27 protein-coding genes are annotated in these 21,914 nt (G+C 38.5%); 1 reads left to right on the top strand and 26 read right to left on the bottom strand.

Annotated elements, in window-relative coordinates:
- Positions 1-14 precede the first annotated feature (14 nt).
- From SNE38_RS14585 to SNE38_RS14520, 14 genes are all read right to left on the bottom strand, one after another.
- Positions 15-293, bottom strand: a complete 279-nt coding sequence (locus tag SNE38_RS14585; RefSeq protein WP_336046770.1) for a hypothetical protein — start codon at positions 291-293, stop codon at positions 15-17.
- A 2-nt stretch (positions 294-295) separates the two neighbouring features.
- Entirely contained in the window at positions 296-988 is a 693-nt protein-coding gene (locus tag SNE38_RS14580; protein ID WP_336046769.1) for a hypothetical protein, read from the bottom strand.
- Positions 978-1,391 carry a hypothetical protein gene (locus tag SNE38_RS14575; protein WP_336046768.1) on the bottom strand — a complete coding sequence of 138 codons (414 nt, stop codon included), beginning with the start codon at positions 1,389-1,391 and terminating at the stop codon, positions 978-980. The genes SNE38_RS14580 and SNE38_RS14575 overlap by 11 nt, the downstream gene beginning before the upstream one ends.
- A gap of 5 nt (positions 1,392-1,396) precedes the next feature.
- Positions 1,397-1,543: a hypothetical protein gene (locus SNE38_RS14570; protein ID WP_336046767.1), complete on the bottom strand. Its 147-nt coding sequence runs from the start codon at positions 1,541-1,543 to the stop codon at positions 1,397-1,399.
- 89 nt (positions 1,544-1,632) lie between these two features.
- Positions 1,633-1,758 carry a hypothetical protein gene (locus SNE38_RS14565; protein ID WP_336046766.1) on the bottom strand — a complete coding sequence of 42 codons (126 nt, stop codon included), beginning with the start codon at positions 1,756-1,758 and terminating at the stop codon, positions 1,633-1,635.
- A gap of 119 nt (positions 1,759-1,877) precedes the next feature.
- Complete coding sequence (locus SNE38_RS14560; protein ID WP_336046765.1) at positions 1,878-2,444, bottom strand: HNH endonuclease; 567 nt, start codon at positions 2,442-2,444, stop codon at positions 1,878-1,880.
- A 127-nt stretch (positions 2,445-2,571) separates the two neighbouring features.
- A complete protein-coding gene (locus SNE38_RS14555; RefSeq protein WP_336046764.1) occupies positions 2,572-2,895 on the bottom strand; it encodes a hypothetical protein in 324 nt (107 codons plus the stop codon).
- 13 nt (positions 2,896-2,908) lie between these two features.
- On the bottom strand, positions 2,909-3,856 hold the full coding sequence (locus SNE38_RS14550) for a hypothetical protein (protein WP_336046763.1): 948 nt from the start codon (positions 3,854-3,856) through the stop codon (positions 2,909-2,911).
- 14 nt (positions 3,857-3,870) lie between these two features.
- Positions 3,871-4,113: a helix-turn-helix transcriptional regulator gene (locus SNE38_RS14545; protein WP_336046762.1), complete on the bottom strand. Its 243-nt coding sequence runs from the start codon at positions 4,111-4,113 to the stop codon at positions 3,871-3,873.
- 235 nt (positions 4,114-4,348) lie between these two features.
- Entirely contained in the window at positions 4,349-4,921 is a 573-nt protein-coding gene (locus tag SNE38_RS14540) for a hypothetical protein (protein WP_336046761.1), read from the bottom strand.
- Positions 4,922-4,942: 21 nt separating this feature from the next.
- A complete protein-coding gene (locus SNE38_RS14535; RefSeq protein WP_336046760.1) occupies positions 4,943-5,485 on the bottom strand; it encodes a hypothetical protein in 543 nt (180 codons plus the stop codon).
- Between the two features lie 956 nt (positions 5,486-6,441).
- Positions 6,442-6,846 carry a hypothetical protein gene (locus tag SNE38_RS14530; RefSeq protein WP_336046759.1) on the bottom strand — a complete coding sequence of 135 codons (405 nt, stop codon included), beginning with the start codon at positions 6,844-6,846 and terminating at the stop codon, positions 6,442-6,444.
- Between the two features lie 106 nt (positions 6,847-6,952).
- Positions 6,953-7,423, bottom strand: a complete 471-nt coding sequence (locus SNE38_RS14525; RefSeq protein ID WP_336046758.1) for a hypothetical protein — start codon at positions 7,421-7,423, stop codon at positions 6,953-6,955.
- Positions 7,381-7,554, bottom strand: coding sequence for a hypothetical protein (locus SNE38_RS14520; RefSeq protein ID WP_336046756.1), 174 nt, complete (start codon positions 7,552-7,554; stop codon positions 7,381-7,383). Before SNE38_RS14520 ends, SNE38_RS14525 begins: the two co-directional genes overlap by 43 nt.
- 149 nt (positions 7,555-7,703) lie before the next feature.
- On the opposite strand from SNE38_RS14520, the gene SNE38_RS14515 reads away from it, so the two are divergent.
- Positions 7,704-7,928, top strand: a complete 225-nt coding sequence (locus SNE38_RS14515; RefSeq protein WP_336046755.1) for a helix-turn-helix domain-containing protein — start codon at positions 7,704-7,706, stop codon at positions 7,926-7,928.
- Between the two features lie 77 nt (positions 7,929-8,005).
- Here the strand turns inward: SNE38_RS14515 and SNE38_RS14510 are convergent, their stop codons facing one another.
- The 12 genes from SNE38_RS14510 to xseA all read right to left on the bottom strand — a co-directional run bounded on the left by SNE38_RS14510 (position 8,006) and on the right by xseA (position 21,863).
- Entirely contained in the window at positions 8,006-8,455 is a 450-nt protein-coding gene (locus SNE38_RS14510; protein ID WP_336046754.1) for a hypothetical protein, read from the bottom strand.
- Positions 8,456-9,135: 680 nt separating this feature from the next.
- A complete protein-coding gene (locus tag SNE38_RS14505; RefSeq protein ID WP_336046753.1) occupies positions 9,136-10,107 on the bottom strand; it encodes a tyrosine-type recombinase/integrase in 972 nt (323 codons plus the stop codon).
- Between the two features lie 140 nt (positions 10,108-10,247).
- Complete coding sequence (spo0A, locus tag SNE38_RS14500) at positions 10,248-11,039, bottom strand: sporulation transcription factor Spo0A (RefSeq protein ID WP_191703985.1); 792 nt, start codon at positions 11,037-11,039, stop codon at positions 10,248-10,250.
- Between the two features lie 338 nt (positions 11,040-11,377).
- Complete coding sequence (locus tag SNE38_RS14495) at positions 11,378-12,301, bottom strand: SpoIVB peptidase S55 domain-containing protein (protein ID WP_191703986.1); 924 nt, start codon at positions 12,299-12,301, stop codon at positions 11,378-11,380.
- Between the two features lie 198 nt (positions 12,302-12,499).
- Positions 12,500-14,191, bottom strand: a complete 1,692-nt coding sequence (recN, locus tag SNE38_RS14490) for a DNA repair protein RecN (protein WP_336046752.1) — start codon at positions 14,189-14,191, stop codon at positions 12,500-12,502.
- A 16-nt stretch (positions 14,192-14,207) separates the two neighbouring features.
- Positions 14,208-14,657 carry a transcriptional regulator AhrC/ArgR gene (ahrC, locus tag SNE38_RS14485; RefSeq protein WP_191703988.1) on the bottom strand — a complete coding sequence of 150 codons (450 nt, stop codon included), beginning with the start codon at positions 14,655-14,657 and terminating at the stop codon, positions 14,208-14,210.
- Positions 14,658-14,851: 194 nt separating this feature from the next.
- Complete coding sequence (locus SNE38_RS14480) at positions 14,852-16,489, bottom strand: hypothetical protein (RefSeq protein ID WP_336046751.1); 1,638 nt, start codon at positions 16,487-16,489, stop codon at positions 14,852-14,854.
- A 94-nt stretch (positions 16,490-16,583) separates the two neighbouring features.
- Positions 16,584-17,402, bottom strand: a complete 819-nt coding sequence (locus tag SNE38_RS14475) for a TlyA family RNA methyltransferase (protein WP_191703990.1) — start codon at positions 17,400-17,402, stop codon at positions 16,584-16,586.
- Between the two features lie 6 nt (positions 17,403-17,408).
- Positions 17,409-19,304: a 1-deoxy-D-xylulose-5-phosphate synthase gene (gene dxs, locus SNE38_RS14470; RefSeq protein ID WP_191703991.1), complete on the bottom strand. Its 1,896-nt coding sequence runs from the start codon at positions 19,302-19,304 to the stop codon at positions 17,409-17,411.
- Positions 19,305-19,392: 88 nt separating this feature from the next.
- Complete coding sequence (locus tag SNE38_RS14465; RefSeq protein WP_191703992.1) at positions 19,393-20,277, bottom strand: polyprenyl synthetase family protein; 885 nt, start codon at positions 20,275-20,277, stop codon at positions 19,393-19,395.
- A gap of 3 nt (positions 20,278-20,280) precedes the next feature.
- Positions 20,281-20,508: an exodeoxyribonuclease VII small subunit gene (gene xseB, locus SNE38_RS14460; RefSeq protein ID WP_336046750.1), complete on the bottom strand. Its 228-nt coding sequence runs from the start codon at positions 20,506-20,508 to the stop codon at positions 20,281-20,283.
- Entirely contained in the window at positions 20,505-21,863 is a 1,359-nt protein-coding gene (gene xseA, locus SNE38_RS14455; protein ID WP_191703994.1) for an exodeoxyribonuclease VII large subunit, read from the bottom strand. Before xseA ends, xseB begins: the two co-directional genes overlap by 4 nt.
- Positions 21,864-21,914: the final 51 nt, after the last annotated feature.

Genomic DNA, 21,914 nt, shown 5'->3' with positions numbered 1-21,914 from the left:
CCGCCATGATCGGTTTATTCTGTTGGTTGTTCTTCATTCTCAGGCGTGTCGTCCGATTTTTCCTCGACGATACTCTCAGCTGCTCGCTTGACGCTAGCATACATAACTCGCGCTTGGTCGGATTGAAGTCGTTTAGCTACGTCAAATGCTACGGCTACATCGTCTTTCGTGATTTCACCGTTTGCAAGGCGCTGTTTTAATCCGTTTTCGAGAACTCGATAATTAACCGTCTTGCCTCCGTGTGCTGCTTTTGTTGCATTGTATACGTCTAATTGCTCGTTGTATTTGCTCATATTTATTTACCTGCCTTTTCCGTTGTTTTTGTTTTTACCGTTGGTGCTACGTCGATGTACTTATAGCTGTGAGGTGTTTTACCGAATGTGAACTGTGACACTTCTTCTAATAACTTTCGAACACCGGATGTGACGCCTACTGCGTTATGAATCCTCGCATTATCAGTCGGATGATTCTGTAGCATAATTTCTCTTGTTAATCCTCGTTTATGATTACCTTTCACATGGTCGTCAATTTCTTGATGAATCGGCTGATATGCCGCTGAATACTCTTTTCCATCTGCGATTGCGCTTAAAATCAAATCGAGAGCCAGTTGTAACTTCGGATTGACTAACTCCTCAAATTCCGAACGTATACCGTCCGCAAAATCAGGCTTATAACGCGCTACAACGTCGACTGGTGAAATCTTTGTATTACGCATTGCTTGGTGCACTAGTACTAAATCACGTTCACGTCGTGCGACTACTTCGCGTTGAGTCTCAATGTCTTGGTCGATTTTAAGGAGTTCCGCCGTAACGTCTGTTCCTTCTTTTACTGACCGTGTGAACGTAATTTCATATTGAGTCTGTAATTCATTTAATCGAGCGCGTGCGCCTTCTGCATCTTGTTGGTACTGTGTTAACTTCACCGCACGTTCCGTTTGCTCCGCCTTGAAATCTTCTAATAATTTATAATCGTGTACTTTAATCGTCATTGTGTTTTAATCCCCTTGTTTTTAGTATTTGAATGATTTTTTCTAACTTATCAATAACAAAAAGCCTCCATCGAGGTATAACGACGGTAGGCTCTGAATTTAGCTCAAATAATTCGATTAGCGTTTCTTTGTTTTGCTCAATTAACTGGCGTGTTCCCTCGACTTCTCGACGATAAATAACCGGATATTTAAGGCTCATAAGCTCGCGATAAATCGACTGGCTATCGGTATGCAATTCCGATATGTCATAAGCGATCAAGTCGTCTATTAAATCAGCCAATTCGTATGGCTTTGTTATCTCTGCAATACAGTTATAAATACCGTTATCGTCTGACTCGTAAATGAGCAACGAAACGAACTGCGTCGATTCTACGTCAATGAGTGATAGTAAAGCGAACCTCATTCCGTTTACGCCTCCGCTTTCTTGGTTTTAATTCGTGTAATAAATAAACGCTCCTCATGGCGTTCGTTAGCGATGCGTTTTCGTTCCGCCGCTTTCGTTTGCCATTTAGAGCGCTTGCTGTCCGATATTTCTTTATTCGATTTCTTTGCCATCCGACATACCTCCGATTGACTTCGATGGGTATGGAAAATCGGCATTTCTTTCGATTCTAACCGTTTTAATCCATTCCCTGACTTATTTATCATTGACGTTCATAATCGCCATTCTCAAGCCTTTTAAGCACGGATTTAATACCGCGATGCATACGCTCAGGTACTTTAAATTGAACTGCATCGAGTTCACCTTTTCTAGTCGTATAAGTCGCCATAACCCTGTAGTCCTTGCGTTGTTTTAGTCGACGTATGGCCTCGTTATGGCCGGCTCCGACGTATAATACAAAAAAGCCCGGTATGCGCCAGGCTTCGAAATCGCGATTATTTGTATTCACTACGCAGTCACCTTCTTTTTACGCTCTGTCGCCTCAACTAATCGTCGATACTGCGCCTCACTCTCAGCCTTTTGATATTCGAAAATGCGGTCATATAACTGCTCATACGGCATATTACCACGTGTAGCGAGTAATTTTACAAGCGGTAGCACGCTATGCGGATTGTAGCGCTCCTCAATAAAGTCCATCATATTCGTAATGCGCTTTTGACGATTAACTTCGAGGTCAATAACGAGTATATTGTCGATTGTATTTGTACCGCCTTCACTTAACGGAATAACATGCTCTAACGATAAGCACTCCGACGGTTGATTTGTATAACTGCAAATTCCGCCAGCTAATTTAAAAAGATAAAGAACGTCGTCATAGCTTAAATTATCGTAAGCACCGTACTTTGCTGCTGATTTCTGCGCCGTTCTAAATGCATTACCGGCTTTATTTTGTACTGATGCCATACGCTCGCGTGCTGCTTCACGTTCACAGTCGATACACATGTAGCGCGATGCATTGTAGTAGTGCAATCCGATTTCTTTTTCTTCGAAACAGCTCGTACATACTTTATTCATACACGCTCACCGCCTTTGATTTTCTCCAGTTGTTTCTTCGTGTTGTACGTAATGATTCCGGCTGTTGTGAGCATTGCAAAACTGATAATTAACATTTCCCCATTCTCCTTTTACCTGTTTATTTTTATTAAAAAGCGGTATATTCCGCCTTAGTGATTTCCGAATTGCTATCGTCTAATGTTTCACGTAAATATCGAGTAAGCGTACGATCGTTTTCGTGTAGCAGTCTCAGGTCACTTAATACCGCATTAACATTCGTTTTTAACGTGATTAACGCGTTCGGGTGGTCGTGAATGAGTCTACGTAGCATCGTGTGAGCAGCAAAGGCGCTGTTGCAATCGTTATACTCAAAGGTCAAGTATTCATCACCGTTTACAAAGGCTTGCACGTCATACTCGCGATAAGCTACTCGCTTAGATAAAATCTTAAATTCAATCTCTCGTTTTTCCATTCCGCATTTCTCCTTAGTTAAATAAAATTTTAATCGCTGCCAGTTGTTTACCGTCTCCAGCAAAAACAGCGCGTGGATTTACAACAATACGCTTCGTACGACGGTCGTTCGGATTTTCAAAGAAACCGAATACCGGCTTACCGTCAATTTTTACTTTGTTCATCGCCGTTTTTAACTTAGCTGCGTCTTTGTACTCCAGTAATACCGCTAGCTCGTCCAACGTTATTAACTTCAATTGCTCGTCGTCAACTTCGTCAGGATTGTGGCAAACAGCGTTACTTCCAAAATGCAAAAAAGGCATGATCGAATATACAAGCGCAAGCTGTGCAATCGTTCTGCCTTCGGATTTCTCATATAAATCGCGTACTGTATCTTTAAACATTCGCGTATATTTTAAGTCGGTTACTTCTTTCGGTGCATCGCTAAGACTGCCGCGATAAAATACTGACGGATTGACGAATACGGCTCCGTCTTGCTCCGATACAATTCCCTCGCTTACAAAGCGGTCAAATAACTGACGAGCGCGTTTATCGCTTAGTTTAAACATTCCCTCGATTGCTTTACGGTCGATTACTCGTCCATTGTCGTACTGGACGCGTCCTGTTTTCCATGCTGTGTAAGTCGCAATGTACATTAGTCGAGCAATATCAGCTGTAACTAGCGAAGGGAATCGCTCATTAATCGTCCGTGACTGCTTAAAGAACGTAAATACGAAACCTCCGTTTTCCTCCTCATGTGCGCCTAACACTTGCTTTGATTCGATGAAACGTAATTGCGCGTCTGATCGGATTGGAACTAACTCATGGCGGAATTTATCGCCTAAATACTCACCAGTTTCCGAATCGTAGGGCTTATCGTCTACTACTACGAAGTTATGCTTTTGAGCGATTGCTCGGCGTCTTACTTGCTGATGTAATCCATTAAATTCTTTTCCGTCTAATACGTTTGCTGTGTTCGTCATTGTAAAATCTCCCCTTAACCTTTTTTAGTTTGATATTGCGGAAATAGCGATAATCGCTCCGCCTTTACTTCTTGCATCACTTGTACTAACTCCGCTGTAATTCCGAGTTGCTTTGCGAAGTAACCTGGAATCTCACGTGAACCGCTTTCGATATGCGCGATGTAGGATTGAGTGACGCCTAATTTTCGCGCCAGCGTTTCTTGTGTGATTCCGTAGTGATAGCGGTAATCCTTGATGGTTGTTGCAGTTAGTTCCATTTTTGACGCCTCCTATTCATATTTTTATGACTAAATTGGAAAATAAAAAAAAAGCCGTCCATTTTTGGACTGCCTTTGACTTCTCAAAATATAAAATACAAACTGCTGTGAAATAGAAGTTAAACTTCCCTTATATATACTAGACCGTTAAAAGTCACTTTCTAGACAGTTTTAGGTAGAAATTATAAATTAAATTTCCATCTTACACCTTTAGGACGTATGACCGCAGTAAAAACTATTTATCATCGTCCTCATACGCAGTTGCCCAAGTCGTTCCCCAAAACTCACGCGATCGCTTAATACCTCTCGATTTAATATCGTCAATATTCTGCGTAGTTACTCGCTTTTTACCGCCATTAAGCTGACGAATCTGTGAGCGTGCTATCGTCTTTTCATAATCAGGTGTATCTACTCGATGTTTAATATTATCGTCCATAAGCGCTTGGTCGTCCGCATAAAATCCGTAAGCCTCCGAATAGTTTGACGGGCCTGTCGCACTATCTTGGCGCTTTAATCGCCGTAAAAAGACGTTCTTTTTCGCGCGACAGTCATCCGAACAAGTAATCGCTTGATTCCCTTTAGATTGATCCCGGAAATAATGTCCACATGCGCTACATCGTCTGACACGCTTATCCTCGAATATCTCCGGTCTGTCCGATTCAATGTCACGGAAAAGTAGAGCCTCGTCCGGATATTCATCGCCGTACTGTTCGATTAATTCTTGCGCAAAATTTACTGCGCCTATTCCTGGAGCTAATTCATTCGCTAACTCTGCAATAACTTCACCTTTTATAATTTTCCGATTCATGCACTCACCTCCCTATATAAACTAAAAATTAATGAACTTATAATGCTCATTAGTAAGGCTAGATTCTGTAAATCCTATATCTTTTCTCATTTTGAGAATACATTCTGAAAATAGTTCCTTCTCTAACGATTGTATTTCTTGTTGGGTTAATTCATTAAGAAGGTTATTGGTATTAATTTTAAATTGCATATAATTCGACAATGCAAGCAAAACTTCATCACTCGCCCATAACCAAGATGCATCATAAGCTTTCAAAAACTTTTTTTGATATTCTACTCTCTCATTTTCATCTACTCTCTTGCCTATAAAAACTGCCATTGTATTAATTAAATCAATATAAGCATTTCTCTTCTGAGTTAATCTTTCTAGTTCATTAGAAAATTCCAACTCAAGATTTCTCTTTAGCTTTTCTATTTCTTTGTCAATTTCTCCTTTTTGCTTTAATAGTTGATTATCAAATTCTAGTTTTTGTTTTTGTAATCCGCGGTTAAACATATTTCCTATAATTAGAGTGAATATCCCTATAAACGCTGCGTTTGTAATAATTGATATAAAAGTTTCCATTTAAACTTTCCCCCTCTATTATTTTTAACATAATACAATAAATAACTGTTGTAATAAATTTACTATAACTTAATAGTTTAACGTCTCCAATAGGTTACTAAAAATAACCTGCTTTTACGTCCCATATTAGACGAATTATACTGCTTTTACGTACCGCTACAAAAGTGCATTAACGCTTACTCTCCGTAAGGTTTATAACACTTCGACGGTGCACTTACTCATCTTATCTTATACTCTACGCTTAATTAAAGACCTACAATAATATATAGCGAGTAAATAATCCGCCAAGATATATCGAAGTTATTCGCCTTTGTTCCGTGAAGTTGGTACAACTTCCTAAAACATTATCGCCTTCATTTTGCAAAGAACGCAAAATAAATTCGATTGATACTTATTGTATCGTTTATATCGTACGGTAAAGGAGTTACAATAATAGTGCAATGAGACGCGCCAGCGGATCATAGAGGCGTTAGCCTCGTATAATAACCGCTTTAATCCGTTCAATTGTCAATGTACGAGCATACTGCGTCTACTTGACCGCCTACTATATGTATCCCGAGTTTTTATAGCGTGGAATTAGAAATATCGTAAAATTAATAAAAATAGCGGATATTCGCCAAAATACCCGCCATAACCATCCGGCCACTGCTGCAACAATGACCACTTATCTAAGTAACGTCCGCCAAAACGCTACCACTCGCACCAATCCGCCAAAATCGGTGCTACTCACGACTGCAATCGTGAGGTTAATCGTTGAACGTACCGCCAATTATGCTCAGTTAAAATCCGCTCAGTTTCGCATACTACCATTGAATATCGCATTTTCGTAGTATGTCGCTATACATACCGATGATAATTAACGTTAAATCTCGGTAGATTTACCGTATCTGATTCTGTTTACACCGTTTAATAATCGACTGTACGGTAATTTAAGCGGAATTTAACGTTACTGTTACCTAGCTCCATCTGTAGCCAGCCATTTCACACGCTTTCTTGATTAGGACAAGCGTTAAAGCACGTTGGCTCAAATTCGTCTTAGCCTGTAGCAATCGGAATTTATCGTATAACTCTCTGCTGATTCTTCCATTTACCTGGAATCCGTCTGCCTCTCTTAGAGATCGTTTAGCTGCAACTAAATCGTCTTTTGTTATTGCGAGATGGATTCCGTTTGCTACTGCATCCGTTACAAAGTCAACGATTGTTCGATAGCCTTGCATGTGTGCAACTTCATTAACAAGCAACTTTTCCCGCTTTGACAATAACGCCTGAATCGTGTGCTTTTTATCGCTGCGTCGTTTCTTTGCTGGACGCTTCACATTCAATTCGTAGCCTTTATAACTTACTATTTTAAGATAATCCAACTACTCTCTCCTTCCGTTTAAGTATCTCCCCCGGCCACATTAGCCTATAAGGGTGTAAGTGCGTAAGGGTATAAGGGTAACCTCCCCTACTCACGAAATTATTCCGCTATAAATCTCTCGCTGATGATACTCGACTGTAAAGCGCCATGACCTCCGGATTAGCTGCATCAAATTCGTTACTTTCCTGCCTCGGAATTTTAAACTTGCGCTCCATCTCGTCCATTATGTTTGATAAAAACCGGCTACGTGTCGGCTCTTTCATCGAGCAAGCTGATTCGAATTGTCGCTCATACGACGCCAGCAATAACTCCGTGCTGTTCAATACTTCCTCGATAAAGTCGTTCAATGCGATAACAAACTCGCCAATCTCGATCGCTGATGCCTCGTAATCGCGTTGCAACGTGACTGCTTCGTTATACATGACCTCAGTGAAGTATTCTTCGATTCCGTATTGAGTGACGTTAGCATTTTCGCTGTACCATTTGTTGAAACGTTGCTTTACCTCTTCTAAGCGATTAATCATGCGATAACCTCCTAAATATTCGATAAAATACTTAACAATTCCACCGGCTCGCATACGTCTAAATCATCGAATAAAGCCGCAGCCTCGTCCGTCCATTTAAATAAAACTGTATTCATGCCTATTAACAAAGCCGCCTCATTACCGTTCAATTCCAACTTAACGTTATCCATTAATTCAATCGTCATATTTTCCGCCCCCATTTTGCTGATGTGTTGTTCTTGATATCAATATATCGTATATACGATATAACGTCAACACTTATTTACGGAATAGTTTTAAAGCGGTATAATTATGTTAATAATATGAATACCATACATAAAGGAGCGATTTTACAATGCGTAAAATTCGAATAAAGTTATCAGAGATATTGGAAGAACGAGGATTAAAACAGTCTCAGCTTGCGGAAATGGCAGACGTAAGACCAAATGCAATAAGCAATTTATGCCGTGGGTATGTGGATCGCCTGTCTATCGAGCATTTAGAAAAGATTAGCGATGCGCTCCAATTGGCGAGTATTAACGAATTAATCGAATTAGAGAACGACAAAAAAGACGCCTAACATTATAGTTGAGCGTCTTTACATTTAATTTGGAATTAACAAACTATTTGATTCAAATTTTAATAAAATACTTCTATTTAGTTTTCTTTTTGTTTTATTTTAAATTTGTTAATTATTTCTATAACACCTTGATATTCTAAAATAAATAGGGCAAATACTCCTCCAAATAACATAGGACCCATATTACTTATACTTGTTGTAATTAATGCAAAAATATACAATAAAGCAGATAATAAAAGTAATAGAGCTAAATTTTTTATCTTTTTTTCACCAACAAGCTCAACTTCCTTAGCATTTTTAGATAGTTCCAAGAAAATCATCTCATACCATCTATGACAAAATAAATTTAAAATTCCAATCCACAAAATAAATAAAATTACAACTTCCTCATTTGATTGAACTACAATAAAAGATTCCCAAAAATCACTCCAATTACCACCCAGATTAAAGTTGCGAAATAAAAAAATACTAGCAGTAATTAAACTTAAAGTAACAATTATTGTCCAAGCTATTTTAAATATTTTCATAAATTACCCCCAACAAAATTACGATTATTTAAGATAATCATTTACTTTATATATTAAATTATTTATTTAACTTTGTATTTAATAACTTTAAGATTGACAAACGCACTATCAAACTAGCAGAATGGGGCTTGCTCCAGGAAATCGGCTGAACGTAGTTACCTTATATCGCGTAACAAAAATTAATTCGTTAAGCGATATAAAGTAAATACGCAATTTCTAGCGTCATGTGACGTCTGAGGTTTCTCGTTGCCCTGTTCGTATCAGAATTTCTTCCGCTATCATCTCATGCAATTACTGTCCTGCATGTGTACGCTAACGCACTCGATCATAGTTACCCTTACCGTAGTAAGCCAGTAAACCTTTCCGCACCATAAGCCGTGCTCGCTATTCGTCGCTACGATAACAGGGAATCGTTTATATGCGATATATCCGAATTTATTGCGTTAGCTCGGCAAACTTGACGTGTTTTTTATAGACGCTTAACGGCTGCTCGTCTTGAGCGCTTGCTAAAAAAGACAATAGCAAAGCTAACCTTTGACACTTTACTTTTTTTTGAGTAAAATGAAGGCTATATAAAGCTCATATTCAGTTATGAGTTACGCAAATGCGGTCAGGCAATTTAGCGTAGATATTTATTTTCAGAAGTCGTTCCGGTTACCGCCGGAGCGTCTTTTTTTTATTTAAATATCGAGATTTTCTAACGGACTATGCTGTCTGTACTTTTGCATAACCTCTTTATCCGCAAAATCCAAATAAATTTGCGATGTAATTTCTATACTTGCATGGCCCAGCAAACGTGATAACGTCGCTAAGTCTCCGCCATTAATTAAGTATCTTTTGGCGAAGTTATTTCTAAGCAAGTGCGGAGTTACCTGTAATCCAACGTCTCGACTTCGTAGTCTGAATGAACGTTCTACACCTTCTAAACGATGCTTTGTACCGCGATTTGTCGGAAATACATACGGACTATCCATATATCGATCCTTGTACGTTAACCACGATTTAAGATGATTGCGCGTCTTATGTGAATAATAAACAAAACGTTGCTTACCTGACTTCGTTTTACGTAAAAGTATTGCATTGCTGCGTAAATCAATATCCCCTGGAACAACTTCTAATAGTTCGCCTATTCTTGCGCCAGTATCAAAGATGATTCTAGCGATAATCCAATCGCGGTATTGATCGAATTTTGTTACGTCAAAAGAACGGAAGAATTGCTTTAATTCGTTATCCTCAAGCATGATTTTTATTTTGCGCTCAGGCTTAACGTTCTTTAAATCTTTCAACGGATTTTTACGAATAGTTTGCTCATTATATAGATGCGAAAAAAATGCCTTAATATTGCGGACATAATTCGCTATTGTTGTCTTACTTACTGCCTTACCGTAATCACCTCTACGCTCCGGATAATTAACAGGAGTTTCCGCAGCGCTTACCTCAAACTTACCTCTTTCTTCGATTGAACGGATATAAGCTCGAACGTGTTCCGTTGTTACTTGCGATACATCGTTAATATTAAATGAATCCGATAAGTAACGCGCAAAAAGTTTTAACGACTGTTCATACGAACTCATCGTCTTTTTTGATAATCCTTTTGCGCTACAATCGAGCATGTAACGATCAATTTCGATTAAAAACGGACTTAACGACATACAAAAAACGCCTCCCAAAACAGTCGTGAATAAACTGTCCTCGAAGGCGCTTTTTATTTCGTTATATAATCGTTATCTATAATAAGTTTACCGGTCATTCTCCGATAGCCTGTACGCTACAAATCTAGTAATATCAACGGTTATGAAGCTACCATTTCAATACGAATCTTGTCCGCAATCATGGCAATGAATTCCGAATTTGTCGGTTTTGACTTCATATGGTGCACCGTATAGCCGAATAGCTCTGAAATGTTCTCATAACTGCCTCTATTCCACGCTACCTCTATCGCATGACGGATAGCCCGTTCCACACGAGAAGGCGTTGTGCTGAATTTCTTGGCGATTTCCGGATAAAGTATTTTCGTTACGGAACTTAATAATTCGATATCATTGTACACCATTTGAATTGCTTCACGTAAATAAGCATATCCTTTTATATGGGCAGGTACACCAATCTCTTTAATAATACCTGTGATTGTTGTATCCAATAAACGTGTATCGATTTTTGCAGGCGTATTTGGCGCTAAAATTGGACTGCGTTTTTCCTGTTCATATTTCTTGCCTGCACAATGCAGAATTTTATGCACAAGTTGTTCAAATTCAAATGGTTTCAGCATAAAGTAAGATGCACCAAAATTTACAGCCTGTTTCATAACATCTTCTTGTCCAAAAGCAGTAAGCATAATAACCTGCGTATTTAGATGACGTTCATCATTGTACATTTCTTCCAATACAGCCAATCCATCTAAATGCGGCATAATGATGTCCAGCAGTAATACGTCGATTTTATGCTCTTCCAACATTTTAATACACAATTTTCCATTTGAAGCAGTTGCGACAATTTCAATTTGCGGATGGTTCGCGAAATAAATCTCCATCATTTTTATTAATTCACGATTATCATCAGCAATCGCAATTTTTACCTTTGTCAATCAAAATCCCCCTTTATTTTATGCAATTCTTTATTCACTACAATAGCAAATTTTGCCGAGCATATTAACAAGTGCTAAATTATTTGTCATAAAAATATAACAAAAATGATCGACAGTTGATTCTAATCCCCTTTTGCATTGTCCTGTAGGGAACTTTCGACAGCATTTCTAAAAATCCTTCTCTTTTAACAAAAATGAGTAACAAGTATTATGTTTTCTACCTTTATCGACAAGGAAATATATGGTTCTTCATTTGTCGAATTTTCTATATGTACTATTGTAAAGAAAAAAGGAAAAAATGACTACACTTTTAATAAAGTATAGTCAAAAATTTTTTATTATGGGCTCTTTTTTAACATTTCTATGACAAGAATTCCTGCACCTTTTGTAGGCTCTTCAATAAACATGTGCGTAACCGCTCCGACAAATTGATTGTCCTGAATAATCGGACTGCCGCTCATCCCTTGAACAATACCGCCCGTTTTATCAATAAGACGTTCATCCACAACATGGAACGTAAACGTATTATCCGTTTGTTTGTCAATTTTTATATCAAACAAATTAACTTCTTCACCGTCGATTGCCGTTAAGATTTGTGCTTTTCCTTTTTTTAATTCATTGGCATGTATAATTTCAAGCGGTGGATGCAAACTGTCATGTAATGATTGTTCCCAATTCCCAAAAATACCGTATACATCATTACTGTTAACAGTTCCGAGTGGTGTTTGGGTTTTATCTACAATTGAAATTTTGTAGCCTGGTTGTCCCGGAGTACTCTTTTTCACCTGTGAAATGGATGCTTCATAAATAGCACCTTCACTGAATTTTGGAGGCAGTTTCATCGTGGAGTCTACAATTTGATGGCCAAGTGCTCCGTATTCCATCGTTTCGGGATCGATATACGTGAGTGTTCCTACACCATCCGTTTCGCTTCTTAAAAATGGTTTTAAATGTATCAATTCATGGGCAGATACACTAATTTCTCGCTGTTGCTTTCCATTTTCCAATGTTAGGGTAAACGATTCATCTTTACCGGATAATTCGTCTAGCTGGCTAATTTTTTCACCATTTAATTTTAAAACCCGCTCTCCCTTTTTCAGCCATTCACTACTTTCTAATAAAACGTCCTGAGCAACTATAACATATGGCATTTGCAATTGTACTCCGATTGAATGCCCCATCGGAATTAAAGATTTCCCAAAAACCTGCATTGGCGACAATATAAAAAGCATTGCAACGAGTAACGACCATTTTTTTATCATTATTCACCTCCTCTATGCGCTTACTATGTGAAGAAACGAAGGAGTTATGAACGGAAAAATTTTGTTGATATGAGGAAAAATTAGAATGTATTCAATTCTAATTAGCTGAAAGTAGCGATTGCTCATCGTTTTGTAATAATAAAAACAGCAAAAGCCGTCTAAAAAATTTTTAAAATTTTTAGACGGCTCTATAATTTATTATTTCATGGATTCTTTACGTTCATTTGCCATTTGGATTAATTCTGAAGCATGTTGTAATGTAAGCTCTGTAATTTCTGAGCCACTCATCATGCGGCTGATTTCTTCAACGCGTTCCTTTTCTTCCATTTCAGAAAGAGTCGTAAAGGTACGATCATACTCAACCTGCTTTTTAATATAATAATGATGATCAGCCATTGCCGCTACCTGTGGTAGATGCGATATACACAATACTTGGGAGTTCACTGAGATTGCAGCAATCTTCTCTGCTATTGCCTGCGCAACACGACCACTTACACCTGTATCAACCTCATCAAAAATGATTGAGGTAATGCCATTTGATGTTGAAAAAATTGTTTTCAAAGCAAGCATCATTCGCGAAAGCTCTCCACCTGATGCCACTTTTGGTAACGACTTTGGTGGTTCCCCGACATTAGTCGAAATATAGAATGCCACAAAGTCTTTACCATTTGCATCAAATTGTGCCAATGTATTAAACTGAACGATAAACTGTGCTTTTTCCATATGAAGCATGCGCAATTCATTCATAATTGCTTCACTTAGCTTTATGGCATTTTCTTTGCGAATTGCTGTTAATTCGTCTGCAATTTGGTTTAGATTTTCTTCCATACCCGCTAATAATTGTTCATTTCGTTGCAATGTTTCATCACGGTTCATAAGTTGGCTAAGCTCTTCTTCAATTTTTTCATAGTAGTTTAAAATTTCTTCCACAGTCGTACCATATTTGCGTTTCATATTTTGATATAATGCCAGACGCTGCTCAACTTCATTTAGACGTTCAGCATCATATTCCAAATCATCAAGCACATTTTTAATCTGATACGCTGCATCCTGAAGAGCATAAAAACTTGTTGTGACAGCTTCTGATGGCTCTTTGAAATTCGAATCGAGCGCCACAATATCTTCAAGTGCATTCATAGCATTACCGATAAAATCAAGACCATTCGCATCACCGGAGATCGCTTCATATGCTACGTTTGCCCGTTCGAAGATTTTATGGAAATTCATTAAACGAAGTCGTTCTTCGTTCAGCTCATCCTCTTCATCCTCTTTTAATGCAGCCTGCTCAAGCTCCTGAATCTGGAATTGGTATAAATCGATTCGCTGTGCCATCCGCTGCTCGTCCATACTTAGATCAGCAAATTCTTTTTTTAGCTGGCGATACGCTTCATAGGCTTCGCTATATTGCGCTTTTACAGATTGGAGTTCATGTTGTGCAAAATGGTCCAATAAATGAATATGGAATTTCTCATCCATGAGCTCCTGATTTTCATGCTGACCATGAATATCAATTAAACTGCCTCCGATATCCCGTAAAACAGATAAAGGGACGAGTTTACCATTAACTCGGCAAATGCTTTTTCCCGAATCATGTAAATCACGGCGCAGAATAATGGTACCTTCTTCTGCCTCCACTCCATGTTCTTCGAGTTTCATAAATATCGGATGGTGACAATTATTAACCTGGAATAGTCCACCCAGCTCCGCCTTTTTTTCACCATGACGGATAAACTCGGTTGATCCGCGACCACCGGCCAATATATTAACAGCATCAATAATAATTGATTTACCGGCACCCGTTTCACCTGTTAATACAGTTAACCCTTCAGAAAAACTTACAGTTAAATCATCTATAATAGCAAAATTTCGAATGCTTAATTCTCTTAACAAACCACTCCACCTCGATTTACAGCATATCTAATAATCGATTTTTTATATCTTCACGATCGTTTTCTGTACGGCACATAATTAGAATCGTATCATCACCACAGATTGTCCCTAAAATTTCCGACCAATCCAAGTGATCCAATAACGATCCGATAGCATTGGCATTCCCCGGTAATGTTTTCATTACCAAAAAATGTGAAGCCCCATCAATCGATACGAATGCATCCGCCAATGATCGATGCAATTTTTGAATTGGGTTGAAACGTTGATCTGCTGGTAAACTATATTTATATCGGCCGTCCTGCAGGGGAACTTTTACTAGATGCAATTCTTTAATATCACGGGAAACGGTAGCTTGTGTGACATTGTAGCCCGCATTTTTTAAATGATCGACTAAATCATCTTGTGTTTCAATTTCATTATTTGTAATAATATCGCGAATACGAATATGGCGTTGTCCTTTGTTCACAAAAGTCACCTCATTAAAATGGATAAGAATATATGTATATTTACACTACCACTTGCATAAAAGAAATACAAGAAAAAATCGTACATATGTTCAATTACCCTTTTTTATCAGCATTTATTCTGTTATAAACCTAAAAAAAGTAAAAGCTCTTCGTATAATTTTACGAAAAGCTTTTGAAATTATCTTATAATTTACTATTTCTTCTTCCGTTTTCGCCAAACATAAACAATCAATGCAATGACTACAAATAGGAATAGGAAAAGCAGATAGAAACTATTACTATCAAGCATGTTTGATGTTAGTTTTTGCGTCAGGTTTTTTTCGGTGATTTGCGCTTGATTTGTATGAACTTTGCCACCGCTGCCATTCACCGCAATATTGGCATTGTCCCCCAGCATTTTTAAACTTGCTGCAAATTCCTTCGGCACATATTGGTCTGTATTGCTAACGGCATCAAAAACTACTAGAGCATAGTCCTCATCCCAAGGATTATTTTGAATAAATGCAAATTCCATTACATTGAAAAATCCGTGCTCTGTTAAATCAGGAACTTTATCATTGTAATGAACAACTAATACTTCATCCTTTAACAGTTCGTGCTGTTTTTTACCGCCAATAAAAATAACATGACTCTTTTTCAAAAGGTCAGTTTTAACATCATCTGTATGTATAAGCGTTATTTTTGGCAACTTATTATTAATCGTAAGTGCCTCATATACGGCTAATAAATCAGACCAACGATATAAATCGGGCACTACAATCGTGATAGGTTCATCAGTTTTAGGAAATGGAAAGAAGCGGAATGTGAATTGTGATACCGTTTGCTTGTCGACATGGAAATTCAATGTACTCGATTCGTCAATATAAACCCATTTTTTAGGATTATTAAGCAACCCATTTGCTGTAAGCTGAATATTCATGAAAGTTGAACTTGTAAAAACCGCTTTACTTAGTGGAACTTCAATAAAAATATCACCATTTCTATCTGCTTTTACGTTGCGTAAATTAATACTATGAGGCACATTGTTGACGAGAAGCACCAATTCTTCCAGCGGGTTACTTTTCTCTCTTTGACTTGATTGAATCATCTCAGAAACCTTTAAGTGGAGTTCGACACTAGCCTTCATATCGATAAATGGATAGTAAGGCATATAATAAGAATATGTATCCGAATTCATCTTTTCACCACTTAACGTTATACTCGGAATCCCCATATTTTTAAATGTAATTAAATTTATATCTGTCCTGTTTTTTATTATTGGCATATTTGAAATGGTTAATTGGCTGCCGTATAACTGCTGAATGAATACTTCCTCTGTTAATACACCTATTTTTTCAAACACAGTATCCTCTTCGCCTGTAAGGACAAGTATATTTTTAGTAGATTGTTGTAAAGTAATTGGCTGGATTGTAAGTGATAGGCCATCTTTAACTTTACTATTACGTATTAACTCATTAAATGATGCATTTTTAAATTGATTTTCCAGCCCAATTATAACAGTCGCATCGAAAATGGTTTTCACCTGTGATTCTTTTAATAGTTTCACTTTATTGTAAGCCGAGAGATTTGATAAGTAAGTTGTCATTTCAAGTGCGGCATTAAGCATTTTCAATGTCGGCTCATCCGGAATAATAATTTGCGTATTTCGAGTTTCTGTTCCGATAAAATATTCTGGGTATTGATTTAAATCGTTTAGCTGCGCATTTACATTGTTTGCTTTTACCGTTTCTACTTCACCACCATACGGCAAATTCAGGTCTACAGCCTGTGCAGTCGTTTGAAATACAAAAAGTACAATGAAGCTTAGTAAACCGATGAAATAATGCTTCATATTTATATTTATCTCCTTCCACTAAGTTTAGATTGCTTTATTTTAAAAATAAAAAGCACAAAATAAGTCAAATCGACCCATTTTGTACTTTTCATTATTTTAAACTAGTATGTGCATCGTTTACGACTTGATCAAAGTTTGTAAATGCGTCTACTTCTTCACCATCATGAGGGTTATACAAATGGAATAAAAATTCAATATTGCCTTCCCCACCAGTTATCGGAGAGAATGATGCATCCTTAACAACAAAGCCATTGTCAGTCGCCATTTTAGCTGTTTCTTCTAATACAGCTAAATGAATTTTCGGATCCCGTACAATTCCTTTTTTCCCTACGTTTTCCCTGCCAGCTTCAAATTGTGGCTTTACAAGGGCCATCACATTGCCACCTTGCACTAAAACCGTTTTCAAAACAGGTAGAATTAGCGATAAAGAAATAAAGGAAACATCTATTGTCGCAAAATCCGGTAAGCCTTCTGTCAAATCTTCCGGTTTTGTGTAACGGAAATTTGTCTTTTCCATGACCGTTACACGTTCATCAGATCGGATTTTCCATGCGAGCTGATTCGATCCCACATCAAGTGCATAACAATGGCGGGCACCGTTTTGTAAGGCACAGTCTGTAAATCCACCTGTTGACGAACCGATATCAAGCATTAGCTTGCCATCTACGGACAAATCAAAAATTTCAAGTGCCTTTTCCAGCTTAAGTCCGCCGCGTGATACATATTTTAATTGTGAACCTTTTACTTGCAGAGGGGCGTCAACCTCAATTTTTTCCCCTGCTTTGTCGATACGAACTTCATTGGAAAATACAAGTCCTGCCATAATTGAGCGCTTTGCCTTTTCCCTTGTTTCGCACAAACCACGCTCTACAAGCAATACATCTACCCGTTCTTTTTTTTGCTTTGTCATTCTATATTAAACCCTATCCGACTGTTTATTCGGTACGAGCTGTGTAATGCGTTTTACCGCTTCTTCAGCCGTCACGTTAATTTCTTCCAATAATAGATCTACTTCACCGTGCTCTATAAATTCGTCCGGAATACCGATACGGTCCAGCTGCACATTGCGATATTGCTTATCGAAGGCAAATTCTAATACTGCACTGCCAAAACCACCTTGCAGCATCGTTTCTTCAATTGTTAAAATTGGCAGGTTTGCCTGCATAATTTCATGCAACATTGCTTCGTCCATAGGTTTGATAAAACGTGCATTCACAACACGTACAGAAATGCCCTGGTCAGCCAATAACTCAGCTGCATGTAATGCCATTGGAATCGTTGTACCGAAAGTTAAAATAACGGCATCTGTTCCTTCACGTAATACTTCCCATGAACCAATCGGCAATGCTTTCATTTCTGCATCCATTTCTACTCCATAGCCATTACCTCGAGGATAACGAAGTGCTATAGGACCATCATTATACTCTAGTGCAGTTTTCACCATATGCTGGCCTTCATTTTCATCCTTTGGCATCATTAATACGAAGTTTGGGATATGACGTAAAAATGAAATATCAAATACGCCCTGATGTGTTTCGCCATCAGCTCCAACTAAGCCTGCACGGTCAATTCCGATAAATACATTCAGGTTTGGACGTGCAATATCATGTAGAACCTGATCATACGCACGCTGCAAAAACGTCGAATAAATCGATAAAAACGGTTTCATTTGCTGTGTGGCAAGACCTGCAGCCATTGTCGTTGCATGCTGCTCTGCAATTCCGACATCATAAAAACGATTCGGGAAGTCGCGTTGAATCCCTTCAAGCTTCGATCCAACTGGCATTGCTGGTGTAATTGTCACAATGCGGTTATCCTCATTCATGCATTTACGAACCGATTCCGCCACTAAACTACTCCACGCAGGACCTTTAGAGGCAGATTTTACAAATGCACCTGTTTCCATTTTATATGGACCAGTTCCGTGCCACGTACCGACTGTATCATCTTCTGCTGGTTTGTAGCCTTTACCCTTTTTCGTAATAACATGCACTAAAACTGGACCTTGAACTTTTTTTGCATAGTCCAATGTTTTTTCTAATGCTTCAAAATCATGTCCATCGATAGGACCTAAATATTTGAAACCTAATTCTTCAAAGAAAACACCTGAAACAACCAAATATTTTAAGCTATCTTTTACACGCTCTGCAGTAGCTGCCAATTTATCGCCGACCATAGGAATTTTGTGGATTAATGATTCCAAGTCCTCTTTAGCACGAGAATATTCCTTTGCAGTACGAAGTCTACCCAATACGTCATGAAGTGCTCCGACATTTGGCGCAATCGACATTTCATTGTCATTTAAAATGACAATCATATTTGTTTTTTCGTGACCGATATGGTTAAGCGCTTCCAGAGCCATACCGCCAGTTAAAGCACCATCACCAATAATAGGAACTACAAAGTTTTTATCTCCTTTAATATCCCTAGCTGCTGCCATACCCATCGCTGCAGATAAAGATGTGGAGCTATGACCCGTTTCCCACATATCATGTTCGCTTTCGACAAGCTTCGGGAAACCGCATAGCCCTTTAAATTGACGTAAAGTATCAAATTGGCCTGCCCGACCTGTTAAAATTTTGTGGACATATGCCTGGTGTCCAACATCCCATAAAAATTTATCCTTTGGACTATTAAAAGCTTTATGCAATGCAATCGTCAGCTCAACTACGCCTAAATTAGGGCCAATATGACCGCCAGTTATTGAACATTTTTCGATTAGAAAAGCGCGAATTTCGCCTGCCAGCGCTTCTAGTTGCTTTTTATTCAAGTCTTTTAAAAAGGATGGACTAGAAATTTTAGTTAAATCCATCTCTACACGCACCTTTTCATCAGTTTATTCACCTTTGTGATTTTTCTATTATATCAATGTACAACCCAAGAAAAAAGTTTAACACATTTTAGTTATTACGTCTCACAATATATTGTGCAAATTGTTGAAGTAAGGAAGTATCGATATCAATCTTCCTTAATGCCTCAATTGCCAGTTCATAATGCTCATTAAGTTTACTTTTTGCACCTTCTAATGTTAGTAATGCAGGGTATGTACTTTTTTCACTTACAATATCTTTACCTGCTGTTTTACCTAGTTGCTCTGAAGTTCCCTCAATATCTAAAATGTCATCCTGGATTTGGAACGCTAAACCAATATGGTGTGCATATTCTACTAAAGCTTGACGGTCTGACTCACTAGCACCTGCTAAAACGGCACCCGATTCGATGCTAAAGCGCAATAATGCTCCTGTTTTATTTACATGAACTGTTTCAAGCTCCTGTAAGTTTAAAAGGCGTTTTTCGCCATCCATATCCAGAATCTGTCCACCGACCATTCCTTCTGCACCTGCAGCAACACTTAATAAATTTATCAGTTCAATTCGTTTTTCTGCAGGAATATTGTTCAGTCGAGCAATGACTCCAAACGCAATTGTATTTAATGCATCACCTGCCAATGTTGCCAATGCCTCTCCATACACGACATGGTTCGTAGGCTTACCACGACGCAACTCATCGTCATCCATGCAAGGTAAGTCATCATGGATTAGAGAATACGTATGAATCATTTCAACCGCAGAGCCAACTGTATAGCTTGCTTCTAGCGATTGATTATACATTTCACAAACCGCCGCGACAAATAATGGACGAATTCGTTTTCCACCTGCTTTTAGTGAATAGAGCATCGACTCTTTCAAATGGGCCGGTGCCTGAATTTTTTCTACAAGCTCATACATCGTCGCTTCAATTTGTGGGATATTTTGCTCAATAAATTGCTTTAACGCGTTTTCCATTAGTTAGTCTTCTCCCTTTCCCTGTTGGAAAGCTTTCTTTTCACCATCTTCTCCAACGATTGAAATTAACTGTTGTTCTGCATTTTGTAGTGTGTCATGGCACAGCTTGGAAAGCTCCATACCCTTTTTATAAAGATCAATTGCTTCTTCTAAAGGTACGTCTCCTTGCTCAAGCTTGCGTACTACTTCTTCCAGTTCTGTCATTGCTGTCGCAAATGTTGGTTTTGTCACTTTGCTTCCCCTTTCTTATGCACATGCTTTTTTTCGACCTTTGCTTCTGCAAATCCGTCTTGAAACGTTACATGAAGAATGTCGCCCTTTTCCAACTCATGAATAGATTTTACTACGTTTTCCTCTTTATATGCTACGCTAAAGCCCTTACTCATAAGTGCAAGTGGATTTAATGCCTCCAGCATGCGCAATTGGTTAGTAAAGGCCACTTTGCTTTGTGCGAGCTGTTGTTGCATACGCTGCGTCAATAGCTCTGTTCGATGGCTTAATTGCTGTTTCGCTGCCGATAACTGATAACTCGGCGAATGTAGCTTCATTTTACTGTCAATCGTTTGCAGCTTTGACTTTTCGTTCATCAAATATAGCTTTGTCGCATTTTGCAGTGCAGCATCCGTTTGCGCCAGCCTTTCAATAAAAGGACGATATAATCTCTCAGGTGTTGCAAGTGGATAGGAATTTTGCATTTTTGTTAATCGATTACGTTCAAAATTGAGACGCGATGTCATCATTTGATGGAGAATCGATTGATGATGCAAAATTTGCTGATATAGCTGCTGCTGATTAGGAACAGCCAATTCTGCTGCCGCTGTTGGAGTAGGTGCACGTAAGTCCGCTACAAAATCCGCAATAGTCGTATCTGTTTCATGTCCTACAGCACTAATGATCGGAATGCGGCTTTCAAAAATAGCCCGTGCCACAATTTCTTCATTAAATGCCCATAAATCCTCGATCGATCCACCACCACGCCCTACAATAAGAACATCACAAAGAGCATGTCGATTCGCCAAATAAATATTTTCTGTAATCTTTGGGGCTGCCCCAGCACCTTGAACAAGCGTTGGATAAATTAATATCTCCGCCTGTGGGTAGCGGCGTTTTATCGTCGTGCAAATGTCCCGAATTGCAGCTCCGGTAGTAGCTGTTAAAACCCCAATAGTTTTTGGGTATTGTGGAATCGGCTGCTTAAAGTCTTGATTGAACAACCCTTCCTTTTGTAGACGTTCCTTCAATTGGTTAAAGGCAACGAAAAGACCTCCAATTCCATCCGGCTCCATCGTTTGGGCGTACAATTGATATACACCGCTTGCCTCATATACGTTGACATCCCCGCGTATGAATACTTTCATCCCTTCTTCAGGTTTAAAAGAAAGTTTGGAAGCCTGCGTACGGAACATCGTGGATGTAATACGTGCACTATCGTCTTTTAACGTAAAATAAATATGGCCTGAACTATGTACTTTTACATTTGAAAGCTCCCCCGTTACATACACATCACGTAAATGTGGATCGGCATCAAATTTTCGTTTAATATATTTCGTTAATGCTTTTACGGATAAATAGGAAGTCGAAGTCATATACGTACTGCTCCTTTACGGTGGATTTCACAAAAAGTTACTTCTGTTTTT

This window comes from Solibacillus ferritrahens (genome assembly GCF_037027585.1).
Lineage (GTDB): Bacteria > Bacillota > Bacilli > Bacillales_A > Planococcaceae > Solibacillus > Solibacillus ferritrahens.
The sequence above is the reverse complement of the archived record's forward strand: the minus strand, read 5'-3'. Positions and strand labels throughout refer to the sequence as shown.